General features: G+C 65.9%; 11 protein-coding genes. 3 read left to right on the plus strand and 8 right to left on the minus strand.

The features are described from left to right. Positions 1–44: 44 nt before the first annotated feature. From tssH to JOD97_RS04320, 8 genes are all read right to left on the minus strand, one after another. Positions 45–2714, minus strand: a complete 2670-nt coding sequence (tssH, locus tag JOD97_RS04285; RefSeq protein ID WP_209713614.1) for a type VI secretion system ATPase TssH — start codon at positions 2712–2714, stop codon at positions 45–47. 41 nt (positions 2715–2755) lie between these two features. Then, positions 2756–3838: a type VI secretion system baseplate subunit TssG gene (gene tssG / locus JOD97_RS04290; RefSeq protein ID WP_209713616.1), complete on the minus strand. Its 1083-nt coding sequence runs from the start codon at positions 3836–3838 to the stop codon at positions 2756–2758. Then, on the minus strand, positions 3802–5646 hold the full coding sequence (tssF, locus tag JOD97_RS04295; protein ID WP_209713618.1) for a type VI secretion system baseplate subunit TssF: 1845 nt from the start codon (positions 5644–5646) through the stop codon (positions 3802–3804). The genes tssG and tssF overlap by 37 nt, the downstream gene beginning before the upstream one ends. Before the next feature lies 1 nt (position 5647). Next, on the minus strand, positions 5648–6139 hold the full coding sequence (gene tssE, locus JOD97_RS04300; RefSeq protein WP_209713620.1) for a type VI secretion system baseplate subunit TssE: 492 nt from the start codon (positions 6137–6139) through the stop codon (positions 5648–5650). Positions 6140–6398: 259 nt separating this feature from the next. Next, the gene (locus tag JOD97_RS04305) at positions 6399–6890 is read right to left on the minus strand and encodes a type VI secretion system tube protein Hcp (protein WP_209713623.1); all 492 of its coding nucleotides are present in this window, start codon (positions 6888–6890) and stop codon (positions 6399–6401) included. A 31-nt stretch (positions 6891–6921) separates the two neighbouring features. Further along, entirely contained in the window at positions 6922–8406 is a 1485-nt protein-coding gene (gene tssC / locus JOD97_RS04310; RefSeq protein ID WP_209713625.1) for a type VI secretion system contractile sheath large subunit, read from the minus strand. 3 nt (positions 8407–8409) lie between these two features. Next, positions 8410–8919: a type VI secretion system contractile sheath small subunit gene (gene tssB, locus JOD97_RS04315; RefSeq protein ID WP_209713626.1), complete on the minus strand. Its 510-nt coding sequence runs from the start codon at positions 8917–8919 to the stop codon at positions 8410–8412. Between the two features lie 79 nt (positions 8920–8998). Continuing rightward, on the minus strand, positions 8999–9589 hold the full coding sequence (locus tag JOD97_RS04320; RefSeq protein WP_209713629.1) for a M48 family metallopeptidase: 591 nt from the start codon (positions 9587–9589) through the stop codon (positions 8999–9001). Between the two features lie 270 nt (positions 9590–9859). Between JOD97_RS04320 and tssK the strand changes: the two genes are divergently transcribed. Genes tssK through JOD97_RS04335 form a run of 3 tightly spaced genes read left to right on the plus strand, consistent with a single transcriptional unit; the run spans position 9860 to position 14713 of the window. Continuing rightward, a complete protein-coding gene (gene tssK, locus JOD97_RS04325) occupies positions 9860–11206 on the plus strand; it encodes a type VI secretion system baseplate subunit TssK (protein WP_209713631.1) in 1347 nt (448 codons plus the stop codon). 10 nt (positions 11207–11216) lie between these two features. After that, positions 11217–11996, plus strand: a complete 780-nt coding sequence (gene icmH / locus JOD97_RS04330) for a type IVB secretion system protein IcmH/DotU (protein WP_209713633.1) — start codon at positions 11217–11219, stop codon at positions 11994–11996. Further along, on the plus strand, positions 11996–14713 hold the full coding sequence (locus JOD97_RS04335) for a type VI secretion system Vgr family protein (RefSeq protein ID WP_209713634.1): 2718 nt from the start codon (positions 11996–11998) through the stop codon (positions 14711–14713). The genes icmH and JOD97_RS04335 overlap by 1 nt, the downstream gene beginning before the upstream one ends.

Below are 14713 nucleotides of genomic sequence, written 5' to 3' on the forward strand. Positions count from 1 at the left end.
CATTTCGCCGCCGTGCGGGTTGAACGACACCCGCACGCTTCACATTACTTGATGGTGTACTTGAACTGTCCCTTCTTGTCGGCGCTGACCTTGATCTTGGAGATCGTGCTGCCCTCCGCCATCTTCGCCAACACCGATTCTGCGATCTCCGGCAACAGACTGCCGTTCAAGATATTGTCGACATTGCGCGCGCCCGAATCGACCTCGGTGCAACGCGCCAGCACCGCCTCCACCAGCGCCTCGTCATACGTCAACTCCGCCTTGTGGTTCTCGGCGATCCTCCGCGCGATCTTGTTCATCTTTAGCCCGATGATCTGGACCAGCACATCATCGGCGATCGGATAGTACGGAATCACCTTCAAGCGCCCCAGGAACGCCGGCTTGAACACCTTCATCAAGTGCGGACGGATCGCCTGCTCCAGCTGCTCCGGCGTCGGCATGTCCTTCGGCTCCTTGTTCAAACAAGCCTGCATCATCGCGCTCGACGCCACGTTCGACGTCAAAATGATGATGGTGTTCTTGAAGTCGATCTCGCGCCCTTCGGCGTCGTCCATCACGCCCTTGTCGAACACCTGGAAGAACAACTCCATCACATCCGGATGCGCCTTCTCGACCTCGTCGAGCAGCACCACGCTGTACGGATTGCGCCGCACCGCCTCGGTCAGCACGCCGCCCTCGCCGTAGCCGACATAGCCCGGCGGCGAACCCTTGAGGCCCGAGACGCTGTGCGCCTCCTGGTACTCGCTCATGTTGATCGTGATCAGCTTGCGCTCGCCGCCGTACAGCACATCGGCCAGCGCCAGCGCCGTCTCGGTCTTGCCGATGCCCGAAGGCCCGACAAACAGGAACACGCCCTTAGGCTTGTTCGGATCATCCAGGTTGGCGCGCGACGTGCGCACCCGCTGCGCCACCGCCTCGATCGCGTGCGACTGCCCCAGCACGCGCTCCTCCAGCATGTCCTTGAGCTTGAGCACGGTCTTGATCTCGTCCTTGACCATCTTGCCCAGCGGGATGCCGGTCCAGCCGGCGACGATCTCGGCCACCACATGGCCGTCGACCTGCACCGGCACCATCGGCGCCTCGCCCTGCAGCTCCTTCAATTCCTTGATCAGCGCCTGCACGCCGGCCGCCGCGTTCTTGGCCGGGGCCTTGTCGGCGCCGGCCGTCTCCAGTTCCAGGCGCGCGGCCTTGATTTTCTCGGTCAGGCCCTTTTCCACCTCCCAGCGCGCGGCCAGCGTGCCGTGTTCGTCGCTGGCCTTGGCGCGCTCCGAGCGCAGCTCCGCCAGGCGCGCCGCGTGGCTGCCGCCGCCGCTTTCCTCGCGCGCCAGCGAGGCGATCTCGGCGTCGATGCGGTCCAGCTTTTTGACCAGGTTCTCGATCAGCGCCGGCGTCGCGTTCTGGCCCAGCGCGACTTTCGCGCAGGCGGTGTCGAGCACGCTGATGGCCTTGTCCGGCAGCTGGCGGCCCATGATGTAGCGGTGCGACAGGCGCACCGCCTCGGTGATGGCCTCGTCGTAGACGCGCACGTTGAAGTGCTTTTCCATCAGCGGCGCCATGCCGCGCAACATGGCGCAGGCCAGTTCCTCGCTCGGCTCCTCGATCTTGACGACCTGGAAGCGGCGCGCCAGGGCGGCGTCCTTTTCGAAGTATTTCTTGTACTCGCCCCAGGTGGTGGCGGCGATCGTGCGCAGCTCGCCGCGCGCCAGCGCCGGTTTCAGCAGGTTGGCGGCGTCGTTCTGGCCGGCCGTGCCGCCGGCGCCGATCATCGTGTGCGCCTCGTCGATGAACAGGATGATGGCGTGCGGGCTTTTCTTGACCTCGTCGATGACGTTCTTCAGGCGGTTCTCGAATTCGCCCTTGACGCTGGCGCCGGCCTGCAGCAGGCCCATGTCAAGCGTGTGGATCTCCACGCCCTTCAAGATGTCGGGCACGTCGTCCTGCGCAATGCGCAGCGCCAGGCCCTCGACCACGGCGGTCTTGCCGACGCCGGCCTCGCCGGTCAGGATCGGATTGTTCTGGCGGCGGCGCATCAGGATGTCGATCGCCTGGCGGATTTCCATGTCGCGCCCGATCACCGGGTCGACCTTGCCGTCGCGCGCGCGCTGCGTCAGGTTGGTCGTGAACTGGTCCAGCGCCGGGGTTTTCGACGCGGCCTGGCCCGCCAGCTCGCCGACCGGATCGCCGCCGGCGTCCTGTTCGCCTGCCGGCGCGCCGTCGGCCGCCGCCACGGCTTCCTGCGAGCCCTCGGTCAGCTGGTCGAACTTGTGCTTGATCTCGTCGACGTTGAATTTGTTGAACAGCTTGGAGCCGCGATAGGCCAGCTGGGCCAGTTCGCTGTCGGTCAGCAGCGCCTGCAGCAGGTGGCCGCTGCGGATGCTGCTCTGGCGCCCGGCCTGGATGTCGAGCGAGGCGATCAGCCAGGCGTTCTCGAACAGCTTCGGCAGGCGCGCCGAGAACACCGGCGTGCGCGTGTTGCCGGCCTTCAGGCGCGCCACCTCGGCCTGCAGGTCCGCCTCCAGCATCGGGATGCTGATGCCGCTCTTGCGGGCGATGACGGCGAAGTCGCTCTTCGGCTGCTCGAGCAGCGCCAGGAAGATGTGTTCGAGGTCGACCTCGAATTGGCCGAGGCCGACGCAGATGCTGGCCGCGCGCGTGGCGGCGGTGCGGCTGGTCTCGTTGAGCTTGCCGATCAGCGTCTTCAGGTTAATGCTCATAGCGCGGTTTTCCTTGTTCGATTAGAGTGTTTCAGTTGGTGTTACAGCGTATGGATTTCGTAGCGCACGTCGGCGCGGTCGCGCGGCTCGCCGGCGGTGATCAGGAAACTGTCCCAGCCCAGGCGGCCGCCGGCGCGCTCGTCGCTCAAGGTCACGCCCTCGACGTCGGCGGCGCGCAGCACCAGTTGCACCTCGTATTCCAGCGACAGGCCGGTCAACATGGTCAACATCTTTTCCAGCGCCTTGGCCGCCTTGCCGCCGGGCAGGAAGGCGTCGAAGCTGGCGCGCGGCAGCGGACCGACCGTCAGCAGCATGCGCAGGTCGCGCTGCCAGACCCGCTGGCCGACCAGCGCGCTGGTGCCCAGTTGCGCGTTGGCGCCGCCCAGCGCGCTCTGCTGGTCGGGCGGCACGTCGTACCAGGCGCCGATGAATTGCGTCACCGTCACGCGCTGGCCGAAGTATTCGCTCAGCACGTGGCCGATCGCCACCGACGACGCCGGCCGGTGCCGCATGGCGGCGGCGAAATAGCCGATCGACTCGTCGAGCACGCCCTCGCCGCCGTCGGACAGGCGGTGCTTGAGCGACTCGTTGCCCACGCCGGCCAAGGACAGCAGCAGCGGCAGGAAGCGGTCCTTGCCGTCGATCTGGTACTTCAGCTCCAGCCGGTACTTGCGCCACGATTCGTAGAACAGCGCCAGCGCGCGGTTGGAGAAGGTGTCGAGGAAGGCGCGCGGCCCCTCGTCCTTTTCGTACAGCGCGTGCGCGGCGACGCGCTCGGTGTAGTGCGCCGGCAGCGCGCCGGCCGTGCCGAGAAAGCCCATGAAGGCCGGCGTGATGCGGATGTATTTGAGTTCGCCGTTGCGCAGCGCCTCGCCCAGCGCCGCGCTGTCGCGCCCGATCTCGCGCGGCTCGGGCTGCATCGCCTCGAGCTGGCTGGCCGGGAAGTTGAGCGACAGCGTGTTCTGGAAGCGCAGGAAGCTGGCCACCGCCTGGTCGTGCGGCAGGCCGTTGCGCTTGAGCCAGAGCTCGAGCATGCGCACCGCCTGGAAGAACTGGAAGCGGTACGGCTGCGCGAACAGGCGCTCGATTACACTAGGTTCAAATCGCCGCTTCGTGGTGTGCATCGCAACAGCTCCTCCCCTGATTTCTTCGATACGACCACCAACCGCGTGAAGCTGTTGGCGTGCACGTACAAGCCGAGGAAGCGCTCGACGATGTGGGTGAAGGCGTGGATGCCGCTGCCGACGAAGGCTTCCTCGTCGATGGTGAGGGTGACCTCGGTGCCGCGCACCAGGCAGGCGAACGGATTGCCCGGCAGCCAGTGGTTGGCGGCCTTGCTGGCGATCGCGTGGATGCCACGGATCTGGCGCTGCGAGGTCGGCGAACGCGGCAGGTCGTACAAGGTCAGCATCTCCTGGAAGGCCTCGACGCCGCTGCCGGCCAGCGACAGGTGGTTGAGCGACAGGTGCGAGATCAGGCGCCAGTGGGCGCCACGGCCGCGCTCGAAGCGGTGCGAGTCGGTCGGCCGCCGCAGGAAGGTGATGCTGCGCACGCTCGAGCCGCCCTCGAGGAACAGGTCGCCGCCGCGCATGCCGTAGGTCAGCGAGGCCGGCAGGTCGCGGTTGGTGCAGGTCAGCTCCAGGCTCAGCGTGTCGGTCTCGATCGCGGCCGGGTCGAAGTCGATGTCGACGATCGAGATCTCGGTCTCGTAGCCTGGACTCTTGCGGGCGATCACCTCGTCGCGCCGCATGACCCAGTAGTGGCCGTTCTTTTCCGGCGTCTCCCCGTGGCGCAGCGAATAAAACGGCCGGAACTCGATGACCGACTCGCCCTGCGGCGTCTGCCGCACCAGCTTGACCGAGTCGATCGATTGCACCTCGAAGGCGTAGGCGCGCCGGGCGTCGGCCAGCACCGGATAGCTGGCGGTGGTGTGGGTCACGCGGATCGGCTCGCCACGCTGGCGGAACAGGTTGACCACCGGCGTGCAGCCCAGCAGCAGGTTGTTGGTCGACATCGTGCCCAGCATGCGCGCCGTGTTCGAATCGGTGCGCAGCCCGCTCATGCCCAGGTGCAAGGTGAAGCGCTTGCAGCCGGCCGGCAGCGCCGCGCCGATCGCGGCCAGGTCGATGTCGATGAAGTTGAATTTTTCCGGGAAGCAGAAATACTCGGTCAGCAGCCGGTAGGCCGGGTGCGAGCGGGCCGAGAACGGGATCAGCGACTCGTCTTCGCCGAAGCCGGCCGGCCACACCGGCACCGCCGCCAGCGGCGTCCAGCGGCCGTTCTGTTCCGGCTCGACCCAGGCCTTGACGGTGCGCAGGAACAGCGCGTCGCGCAGCGCAGCGCAGAACGACGGCTCGCCGTCGATGAACACGCGCAGCATCTTGACGCCCAGCTGCGACAGCGTGACCTGGGCGGCGGTGGCCTCGATGGTGATGCTGACGCCGGAGCTGACGTTGGGCGGCAGCATGACCGCCTCGGGCGCGTCGATGATGGCGGCGAACGCTGCGTGCGACAGCGCGATCGGCGCCACCGTGACCGGATAGGTGGTGCGGAAGGTGCAGGCGACGCCCTTGACGGGGCGCGTGTCGAGCTCGGTGCCGCGGGCGATCTCGGTGGCCGTGGTCAGCTGTGCGGCGGCGGCGCTGTAGTCCATGCGCGCGATCGAGCACGAAGGGAACGGCCGCAGGTAGTGCGGGTACAGCACCTCGAACAGCGCCTCGGTGAATTCCGGGTAGTCGTCGTCGAGGCGCTTGGAGACGCGCGAGTTGAGTAGCGCGAACGACTGGATCATGCGCTCGATGTGCGGGTCTTCGCAGACCTCGCCGCCCATCAGCAGGCGGCCGGCGATTTTCGGGTAGCGCTCGGAGAATTCGCGCGAATAGCGGCGCAGAAATCCCAGCTCCCGTTCGTAGTACGGTAACAGTTCTTCCAAGTCAGACTCCCGGCGACGCCAGACGGCGCGCCTTGCTAATGGTGTAATGCAGGCTGGACGGCTGCAGCACGGCGTCGAAGTTGACCGGCTCCTGCGCCGCGTGCACCACCAGCAGCGCGGTGATGGCGAAATTGAGGCGGTTGATCGTGCCCTCCTGGATCTCGAGCGAGGCGCGCACGTTGCGCAGGCGCGGCTCGTGGCGGGCGATGGCCTTTTCCAGGCAGGCGCAGATGTAGGCGCGGTCGTCGGCGCTCGACAGGCTGAGGCCGGCAAAATCGTTCAAGCCGTAGGTCAGGATCGAGCGGCCGCACTCGGGGTATTTTTTCATCAGCTCCTCGCTGATGACGGTGCGCGTGTTGAGCAGCGCTTCGAGGTCGCGGGCGACGGTGTCCTTCAAATCCTCGATCGACATCCTGGACACGGTGGCACTGGTGGCGCCGTGGACGGGCGCGTCCATCAGGCGGTCGAACAGTCCCGGTGAAAAACCCTTCATGTGCATCCTGAATCTCGGTGGTGTGTCGGAAATACGGCAAAAAATGGCGGCCGCCGCCGCGTCGGGCGGCGGCGGTTGCCACAATAATCCAGCGTCGCGCCGGTCCCCTACCCGTTCGCGGCGGCACGGGGCCGCCACAAGGGAACCGGGCGCGATGGCGGCCGGGGCGCGGCGGGCGTCATGGCGCGCGCGCGTCGTCCCGGTCGCCGGCGTCGACTCCGCGGCGCCCCGACGCCGCCACGGAATCCACGGTGTATGGTTAGGCCGTCTTGTTGGCCGACAGATCCCAACCGCCCGAGGTGTTGCCGCCCGAACCGCCGCCGACTTTTTGCTGGGTGTACTTCCACTTCACTTTCGAGTACTTGATCGACACGCTTTCGGACAGGATGTCGCCTGGTTGCACTTGTGGTGCGACGCTGCTGATCAGGACGTTTTCCAGTTCGATTTCGAAGTACTTGATGCGCTCGCCCTGGCCATCGGCGCGCAGGAACTCGAACTTCGCCTTCGGAATGGTTTTGCCCGAGGAGCAGGTCTGCAGCAGCAGCGGGGTCGACAGGTCGGCCAGCTTGCTGATCACGATGTCCTTGTGCTCGGTGCGCTCGGCGGTGTGGCCACCGGCCGACGACGCGGTCGCCGACTTAGGTTGCAACACTTCCCACTGGACCGACTTGCACTCGATCCAATCTTTGTGAACGCTGTCGGCGGACTCGCCTTTGATGCCGTCGATTTGCAGATATACGTCGATTGCCATGGTATTCCTTTCGGTTTTGGATTAAAAAATTTTAAGACTTGGTCGATTGAGGCAGCTCCGCGACCAGACGGAGTGAAACGGACAGCTCGTCGAGCTGGAAATGCGGGCGCAGGAACGACACGGCGCGGTACACGCCGGGGCGTCCCGGCACTTCGGATACCTGCACCGACGCCTCGCGCAGCGGGAACTGGGCCTTCTGTTCCTGACTGGCGTTGTCGTCGAGTAGCACGTATTGGGTCAGCCAACGGTTGAGGAAGTCCTCGACGTTGGAGGCGGCGGCGAAGCTGCCGATCTTGTCGCGCATCATCGCCTTCATGTAGTGGGCGATGCGCGAGACGGCGAAGATGTATTGCAGCTGGGCCGACAGCACGGCGTTGGCGTTGGCCGCCTCGGTGTTGTACTTCTTGGCCTTCTGGGTCGACTGCGCGCCGAAGAAGGCGGCGTAGTCGGTGTTCTTGCAGTGCACCAGCGAGATGAAGCCGAGGTCGCTCAACTCCTTCTCGCGGCGGTCGGTGATGGCGATCTCGGTCGGGCACTTGAGCGCCACTTCGCCCTCGTCGGTCTTGAAGGTGTGGGTCGGCAGGTCCTCGACCAGGCCGCCGCCTTCGACGCCGCGGATGGCGGCGCACCAGCCGTAGTCCTCGAAGGCATTGGTCAGCTTGGTGCCGAAGGCGTAGGCGGCGTTGCACCACAAGTACTTCTGGTGGTCGGTGCCGTCGACGTCCTCGACGAAGTTGAAGCCCTCGACGGTGGTGCCGTCGGCCGGGTTGAACGGCTGGCGGCCCAGGAAGCGCGGCAACGTCAGGCCGACGTAGCGCGAATCCTCGGACTCGCGGAACGATTTCCACTTGGCGTACTCGACGGTGTCGAACACCTTGGACAGGTCGCGCGGCTTGCCCAGGTCGCTATACGTCTCGAGGCCGAACAGCTCCGGCGAGGCGGCCGAGATGAACGGCGCGTGCGAGGCGGCGGCCACGTGCGACATCTGCTCGATGAAGTACATGTCCTCGGGCTGGCGGGTGATCTCGTAGTCGCCGATCAGCGCGCCGAACGGGGCGCCGCCGAACGTGCCGAACTCCTCCTCGTAGACCTTCTTGAACATGGTCGACTGGTCGAACTCGAGCGCGCTCTGGAAATCCTTGACCAATTCCTTCTTGGTCGCGTTGAGCATCTTGATCTTGAGGTTGGTGCCGGTGGAGGAATTCTTCACCAGGTAGTTCAGGCCGGTCCAGCTGGACTCGAGCTTCTGGAACTCGGGCGCGTGCATGATGGCGCTGAGCTGGCGCGAGATCATGCTGTCGAGCTCGGCCACGCGGGCGTCGATGGTGGCGGCCAGGTTGTCCGACACCACGACGGTGCCTTCCATGACTTGGGACACCAGCTCGGAGATGATGTCCTTGGCGCGCGCGTGCTCGACGCTGGACTTGGCGACCTTGCTCTGCTCAACGATCTGATCGAGCAGGGCCAGCTCGGTGGTGGCCGCGCCGGCGGCCTGGGTGGAGGTTTGGACGGACATGGCTCAATCTTTCTTGGCGGTGGTTTGCTGGCCCAATTCGGCCAGCTTCTCGGTGCTGTGCAGGACGTCGTTGAGGATGTCTTCGAGCTTGTCGTTGCCGGCCAGCTTGTTGCGCAGGTCGGCCAGCTTGGTGCGCGCCTCGAGCAGCTTGCGCAGCGGCTCGACCTGCTCGACCACGGATTCGGGACGGAAATCGTCCATCGACTTGAACTTCAGGTCGACGGCGAACTCGCCGCCGCCCTCGCCGAGCTCGTTGGCGACGCGGAAGTTGGCGCGCGGCTCGACACCCTTGAGCACCTCGTCGAAGTTGTCACGGTCGATGCCGACGAACTTGCGCTCCTTCAAGCGCTTCTGTTCGACCTCGGAGTTGCCGCCGAAGTCGCCCACGACGCCCATCACGAACGGAAGCTCTTTATTTTCGATCGCGTCGCCGATTTCGACGTCGTAGGTCATCTGGACCCGTGGCGGGCGCACCTTCTGCAGGCGCTTCTGAACACTCTCTTTTTTCGACATGACATCCCCATTTCAAAATAAACGGCGGCGTCGCGGCGACGCCACCGGGTGGAATTGCTGAATTACTGACCTTGGACCATTACTTGAGCGCGTCGAACGGATCGGCCTTCGGCTCGCGCGCCGGCTGCTTGCCGCCCTTTTTAGTTGCCGTCGTATTGCGCTGCGTCGGCTGCACCACCTTCTCGCGCGCCGGCGGCACCAGCACCTGCTCGCCGAGGCTCTCGCGCAGCAGCTTGGCCAGGTCCTGCGACTCGGTGCGCAGCGAACCGGACAGGTTGTTTTGACGGCTCAGGTCCGACAGCGCGCGGGTCGACAGGCGCAGGCCGCTGATGGCGATGATGCTGTTGGCCAGTTGGTCGTTGGGGTCGCGCACCAGGATTTCCTGGGCGTTGACGATGGCCTCGCCGTACTGGCCGGCCTCGTATTTGGTTTGCGCCATGCGGGTCCACGGATCCTTGTCGGCCGGGTAGGCGGCGGCGGCTTGCTTCCACAGCGCGATCGCCGCTTCCTTCTGGCCGGCGCTGTCGGCGGCGGCGGCCTTGCCCATGACTTCGGCGATGGTCGGCACCGCCTCTGGCACTTTGACCACCGGCGCGGTGGTACAGGCGCTCAGGGCCAGGATGCAGGCGGCACCGCCCAACAGGCGGCGAAGGTGGATGGATGTACTCATGTGTTCCTCAAAAGTCAGATGTATTAATAGCGGGAACAGTTGCCATAAACTGTTGCCAATTTCTCATTTTTCGGCAGAATATCATAAATTTAATAATTTACCTCGTACAATACGAACTCAACCGTGCGGGGTTAGCGAAAAGAAAGATTATAAAGCTTAGCACGTTACGTAGAAGAAACACTCACGGTGCGCCAGAAAATGTTATTGTTCTGGCAGTTGTGATTGGGCACTAATTTTTTCGGTCCGCCGGCAAGGGCGATAAGGCATTCGATGAGCATCACGGGAAAACTTTTATGGGGCGAGGGGCTGTTCCTGCGCCCCCAGCATTTTCAGCAACAGGACCGCTACCACGAGCAGCGGCTGCACGACAGCGTCAAGGCGCTGCACCCCTACGCCTGGGGCGTGGGCCAGTTGCAGCTCGACCGCGACGCGCTGCACAACAACACCTTGCGCCTGCTGGACCTGGCGCTGGTGTTCCAGGACGGCGAAATCTATCACGCACCCGGCGCCGACGAGCTGCCGCCCGAAATCGACCTGAGCAACATCCCGCAGTCGCAGCAGACGCTGACGTACTACGCCGCCCTGCCCGCCTTCAAGCATTTCGGCGGCAACTTCGCCCCCGAGGGCCAGCCCAGCAACGCCGCCCGCTACGCCCAGAACAACCTCGACACGCCCGACCTGTACACCCAGGCCGCGCACGCCCAGCTGACCTACCTGAAGAAAACGCTGCGCCTGGTGTCCGAATCGGAACCGCGCGACTCCTACGTCAGCCTGCCGCTGCTGCGCCTGCGCCGGCTGTCGACCGGCGGCTTCGAGCAGGACCCGGCGTTCATCCCGCCGAGCCTGTCGATCCGCAGCGCGCCGTTGCTGTTCCTGCAACTGCGCCGGCTGCTCGACGCGCTGCAGGCCAAGGTCAACGCGCTGTACGGCCACCACCGCGAGCCGAGCAAGCACGTCATCGAATTCCGCTCCGGCGACATGTCCTCGTTCTGGCTGCTGCACACGGCCAGCTCCGCGTACGCCTCGCTGAGCCACTATTTCCACCATCCGACCTTGCACCCGGAACGGCTCTATGAGGCACTGCTGGGCCTGTCCGGCGCGCTGATGACCTTTTCCAAGGGCGTCTCGCTGAGCGACCTGCCGCAGTACGACCACCTCGACCCCGGTCCCGGCTTCGCCCGCCTGCACGGCATCATCCGCGAGCTGCTCGACACGGTCATCTCGTCGAAATACTTCGCCATCGCGCTCAACGAGGTCAAGCCGTCGTACCACCACGGCATGCTCGACTCGGGCAAGATCGACGCCCAGACCACCTTCTACCTGGGCGTGTCGGCCGACCTGCCGGGCGTCGAACTGGTCGACGTGGTGCCGCTGCGCTTCAAGATCGGCGCGCCCGACGACGTCGAAAAATTCGTCCTCTCGGCCATGCCCGGCGTGCGCCTGGCGCACGCGCCGCAAGTGCCGGCGGCGGTGCCGGTGCGGCCCGACACCTATTATTTCGCCCTCGAAGCCAAAGGTCAGATGTACGAGCGCATGCTGCAGGCGCAATCGATCTCGATCTACGTTCCGTCCGGCATGCGCGACCTGAAACTGGACCTGGTCGCCGTTACCTCCTGAAGACAACCCCATGACACCTAGCGCCCCTTCCCTGATTCCCGGCGGCCAGCCGGCCTTTTCGCCCAACATCGCCGCCGGCCCCGGCACCGAGCACACGCTGATGGACTTGATGTACGACGGCTTTTACGCGCTGTTCATGCTCAAGAACGGCAACGGCCCGCAAGCCAACGCCGACTTCATCAACAAGATGACGCAGTTCCTCGACGACTTCAGCCGCGGCGCCAAGAAGCAAGGCGCCTCGGCCGACGACATCGACAACGCCAAGTACGCGTTCTGCGCGGCGGTCGACGAGATCATCCTGCGCTCGCCGTACGGCATCCGCGACGCCTGGGAGCGGCGCCCGCTGCAACTGGTATTGTTCGGCGACCAGCTGGCCGGCGAGAACTTCTTCAACCGCCTCGAGAACCTGCGGGCGCGCGGCAGCGCCCACCTGCAGGCGCTCGAGGTGTTCCACATGTGCCTGCTGCTGGGCTTCCAGGGCCGCTACATCATCGAAGGCTCGGAAAAGCTGGCCTACCTGACGGCGCGCCTGGGCGACGAGATCGCCCACATGAAGGGCAAGAAATCGGGCTTCGCGCCGCACGCCGAGCGCCCCGACCAGATCATCCACAAGCTGCGCAACGACGTCCCGCTGTGGGTGCTGTGCTCGGTGTTCGCGCTGATCGCCGGGCTCGGCTACATCGGCCTGCGCAGCATGCTCGGCCACAGCACCGAGACCAGCATGAGCGCCTACAACGACGTGGTCAAGCTCGCGCCCAAGCAAGCCAACCTGACCATCACGCTGCCGTGATGGCGCTGTCCGACCTGCCGGGCTCGTCCTTGCTGGACGGGCTGTTCGGAACCGGCCTGAGCCAACACGCGCGGCTGGTCACGCTGGCCAGCGCGCAGGACTCGACCTTGCCCGAGGCGCTGCTGCCGGAGCGCTTCACGGGCCGCGAAGCCGTCAACGAACTGTTCCGCTTCGACATCGACGCCCTCAGCACCTCGACCGACCTCGAGCTGGTCAGCTTCATCGGCGAGGAGATCACGCTCAAGCTGCTGCAGGCCGACGGCACGCGCCGCGCCTGGCACGGCATCTGCACCGACGCCGCCTGGCTGGGCGCCGACGGCGGCATGGCGCGCTACCGGCTGCGGCTCGAACCGGGCCTGGCCCTGCTCGGCCTGCGCCGCGACAGCTACATCTTTCAGGACAAGAACGCCCAAGAGCTGATCACCGAACTGCTGGCCGACTATAAACAGGTGCGGTTCGAATTCGACATCACGCAGGAACTGGCGGCGCGGCCGATCTGGACCCAATACCGCGAAAGCGACCTCGAATTCCTGCAGCGCGTGCTGGCCGCCGAAGGCCTGAGCTGGCGCTTCGAGCACGACCAGGACGAGCAGGAAGGCAGCGCCGCGCCCGAAGGCGGCCAAAAGCAGGCCAGGCACAAGGTGGTGTTCTTCGACAGCAAGGCCGTCGCCCCGAACACGGAGGGCGGCGCCGCGCTGCGCTTCCACGGCGTGCGCGCCACCGACAGCGACGACGCCATCGACGAATTCAACGCGCTGCGCCGCGTGCAAGCGAACGCGGTGACCATCAGCAGCTGGGACCCGGCGCAACTGGTGGCCCCGGCCGCCGAGCAGACGACCAGCCTCGACATCGGCGAACTGCCGGCGCTGTCGATCTACGACGGCAGCGCCGAGCGGCGCCACGCCGACAGCGCCGCCGCCGACCCGCACAGCCGGCTGATGCTGCAGGCGCTCGAGCTCGACAACAAACTGTTCGAAGGCCAGGGCTCGGTGCGGCGCCTGGCCGCCGGCCACGGCTTCGAGCTGACGCAGCACGAGCACTACGCCGACGGCGCCAACAAGTTCACCGCGCTGTGGGTCGAGCATGAGGCGCGCAACAACATCGAACCGGCGCTGGGCGGCCTCTCCAAGCTGGTCGGGGCGGCCAAGGCCGGGCTCGCCACATTGGCCAAGTTCGCCGGCTCGCAGCTGGAGGCGGGCACCTACCGCAACCGCTTCGCCTGCGTGCGCGACACGGTCGCCATCGTCCCGCGCGCGGCCGCCGAGCGCTTCAGCGGCGCCGCGCTGGGCCCGCAGACGGCATTGGTGGTCGGCCTGCCGGACGCCATCAACACCACCACCCGCGAGCACCAGGTGCGCATCCAGTTCGCCTGGCAACGCGGCGCCGGCGCCAACCCGGGCGGCCTCCAGCACAACACCGATGAAAAGGGCAACGCCCCCGGCAACGACGGCTCGGGCACCTGGGTGCGCGTGGCCGAGGCGCTGGCCGGCCCCAACTGGGGCTCGCAGTTCACGCCGCGCATCGGCACCGAGGTGCTGGTCGACTTCATCGAAGGCGACATGGACCGGCCGCTGGTGGTCGCGCAGCTGTACACCGGCGCCGACACGCCGCCCTACGCGGCCGGCGTCGACAGCGACGTCAACCACGCCGGCGTCATCTCCGGCATGCACAGCAACAACTTCGACGGTGGCGGCTACAACCAGTGGGTGGTCGACGACACGCCCGGCCAGCTGCGCACGCGCCTGGCCACGTCGAGCGCCGCCACGCAACTGAACCTGGGCTACCTGGTGCAGCAAACGCCGGGCTCGGCGCAACGCGGCAACTACCGCGGCCAGGGCTTCGAACTGCGCACCGACGCCTGGGGCGTGCTGCGCTCGGGTGAAGGCATGCTGATCTCGGCCACGGCCCGCGCGCAACAAGGCGCCGGCGTGACGTCTACACAGCTCGACAGCGCCGAAGCCACCGGGCTGTTGCGCGCCGCCTCGGAGCTGAGCAAGAACCTGGCGGACGCCGCCACGCAGCAAAACGCGCTCGTCAGCAAGGACGCCAACCAGGCGCAGCTCGACTTCATCACGCAGATCGACCCGGAGCAAAAGGGTAAATTTGAAGGCGCGGTCGGCGGCCACGATCCGTTGAAGGCCACGGCCGGCGCGCGCGACCTCGACAGCGGCGCGCCGGTGGAGAAATTCGGCGAGCCGGTGGTGCTGATGGAAGCGCCGGCCAGCATCAACTGGGCCACGCCGGCCTCCACCGTGCTGTTCGCCGGCGGGCAGCTGCAGTGGACCACGCAGTCCGACATGCACATGGCGGCCGCGTTCACGGTGGCGTCGGTCTCGGCCAACGCGACGGGCTTGTTCACGCACGCCGGCGGGATTCAGGCGATCGCCGCCAACGGGCCGGTGTCGCTGCAGGCGCATACGGATCAGCTGGAAATTCTGGCGGACAAGGCGATCACCATCGTGTCGGTCAACGATGTCATTGAAGTCAAGGCGAATCAGAAGATCGTGCTGCAGGCGGGGCAATCGTCGGTGACCTTGGAGGGTGGGAATATTACTTTCGCCTGCCCGGGCAATTTCACCGTCAAGGGTGGACAGCATGTCTTCCAGGGTGGTGGCAAAGGATCGGCGACACTTCCGTCCCTGCCGACGGGCAGCGCCATTTGCATCGAATGCTTGAAGAACGCGGCGGCCAAGGCCAGCAGCTTCTTAGTACGCTAA

The sequence above is a fragment of the Duganella sp. 1411 genome, from assembly GCF_017833525.1.
In the GTDB taxonomy this organism is placed as follows: Bacteria; Pseudomonadota; Gammaproteobacteria; order Burkholderiales; family Burkholderiaceae_D; genus Rugamonas.

Excerpts from the sequence above, each read along its gene's own strand:
- tssH (WP_209713614.1), bottom strand. The coding sequence starts at position 2,714 with ATGAGCATTAACCTGAAGACGCTGATCGGCAAGCTCAACGAGACCAGC.
- tssG (WP_209713616.1), bottom strand. The coding sequence starts at position 3,838 with ATGCACACCACGAAGCGGCGATTTGAACCTAGTGTAATCGAGCGCCTG.
- tssE (WP_209713620.1), bottom strand. The coding sequence starts at position 6,139 with ATGAAGGGTTTTTCACCGGGACTGTTCGACCGCCTGATGGACGCGCCC.
- JOD97_RS04305 (WP_209713623.1), bottom strand. The coding sequence starts at position 6,890 with ATGGCAATCGACGTATATCTGCAAATCGACGGCATCAAAGGCGAGTCC.
- tssC (WP_209713625.1), bottom strand. The coding sequence starts at position 8,406 with ATGTCCGTCCAAACCTCCACCCAGGCCGCCGGCGCGGCCACCACCGAG.
- tssB (WP_209713626.1), bottom strand. The coding sequence starts at position 8,919 with ATGTCGAAAAAAGAGAGTGTTCAGAAGCGCCTGCAGAAGGTGCGCCCG.
- JOD97_RS04320 (WP_209713629.1), bottom strand. The coding sequence starts at position 9,589 with ATGAGTACATCCATCCACCTTCGCCGCCTGTTGGGCGGTGCCGCCTGC.
- tssK (WP_209713631.1), top strand. The coding sequence starts at position 9,860 with ATGAGCATCACGGGAAAACTTTTATGGGGCGAGGGGCTGTTCCTGCGC.
- icmH (WP_209713633.1), top strand. The coding sequence starts at position 11,217 with ATGACACCTAGCGCCCCTTCCCTGATTCCCGGCGGCCAGCCGGCCTTT.
- JOD97_RS04335 (WP_209713634.1), top strand. The coding sequence starts at position 11,996 with ATGGCGCTGTCCGACCTGCCGGGCTCGTCCTTGCTGGACGGGCTGTTC.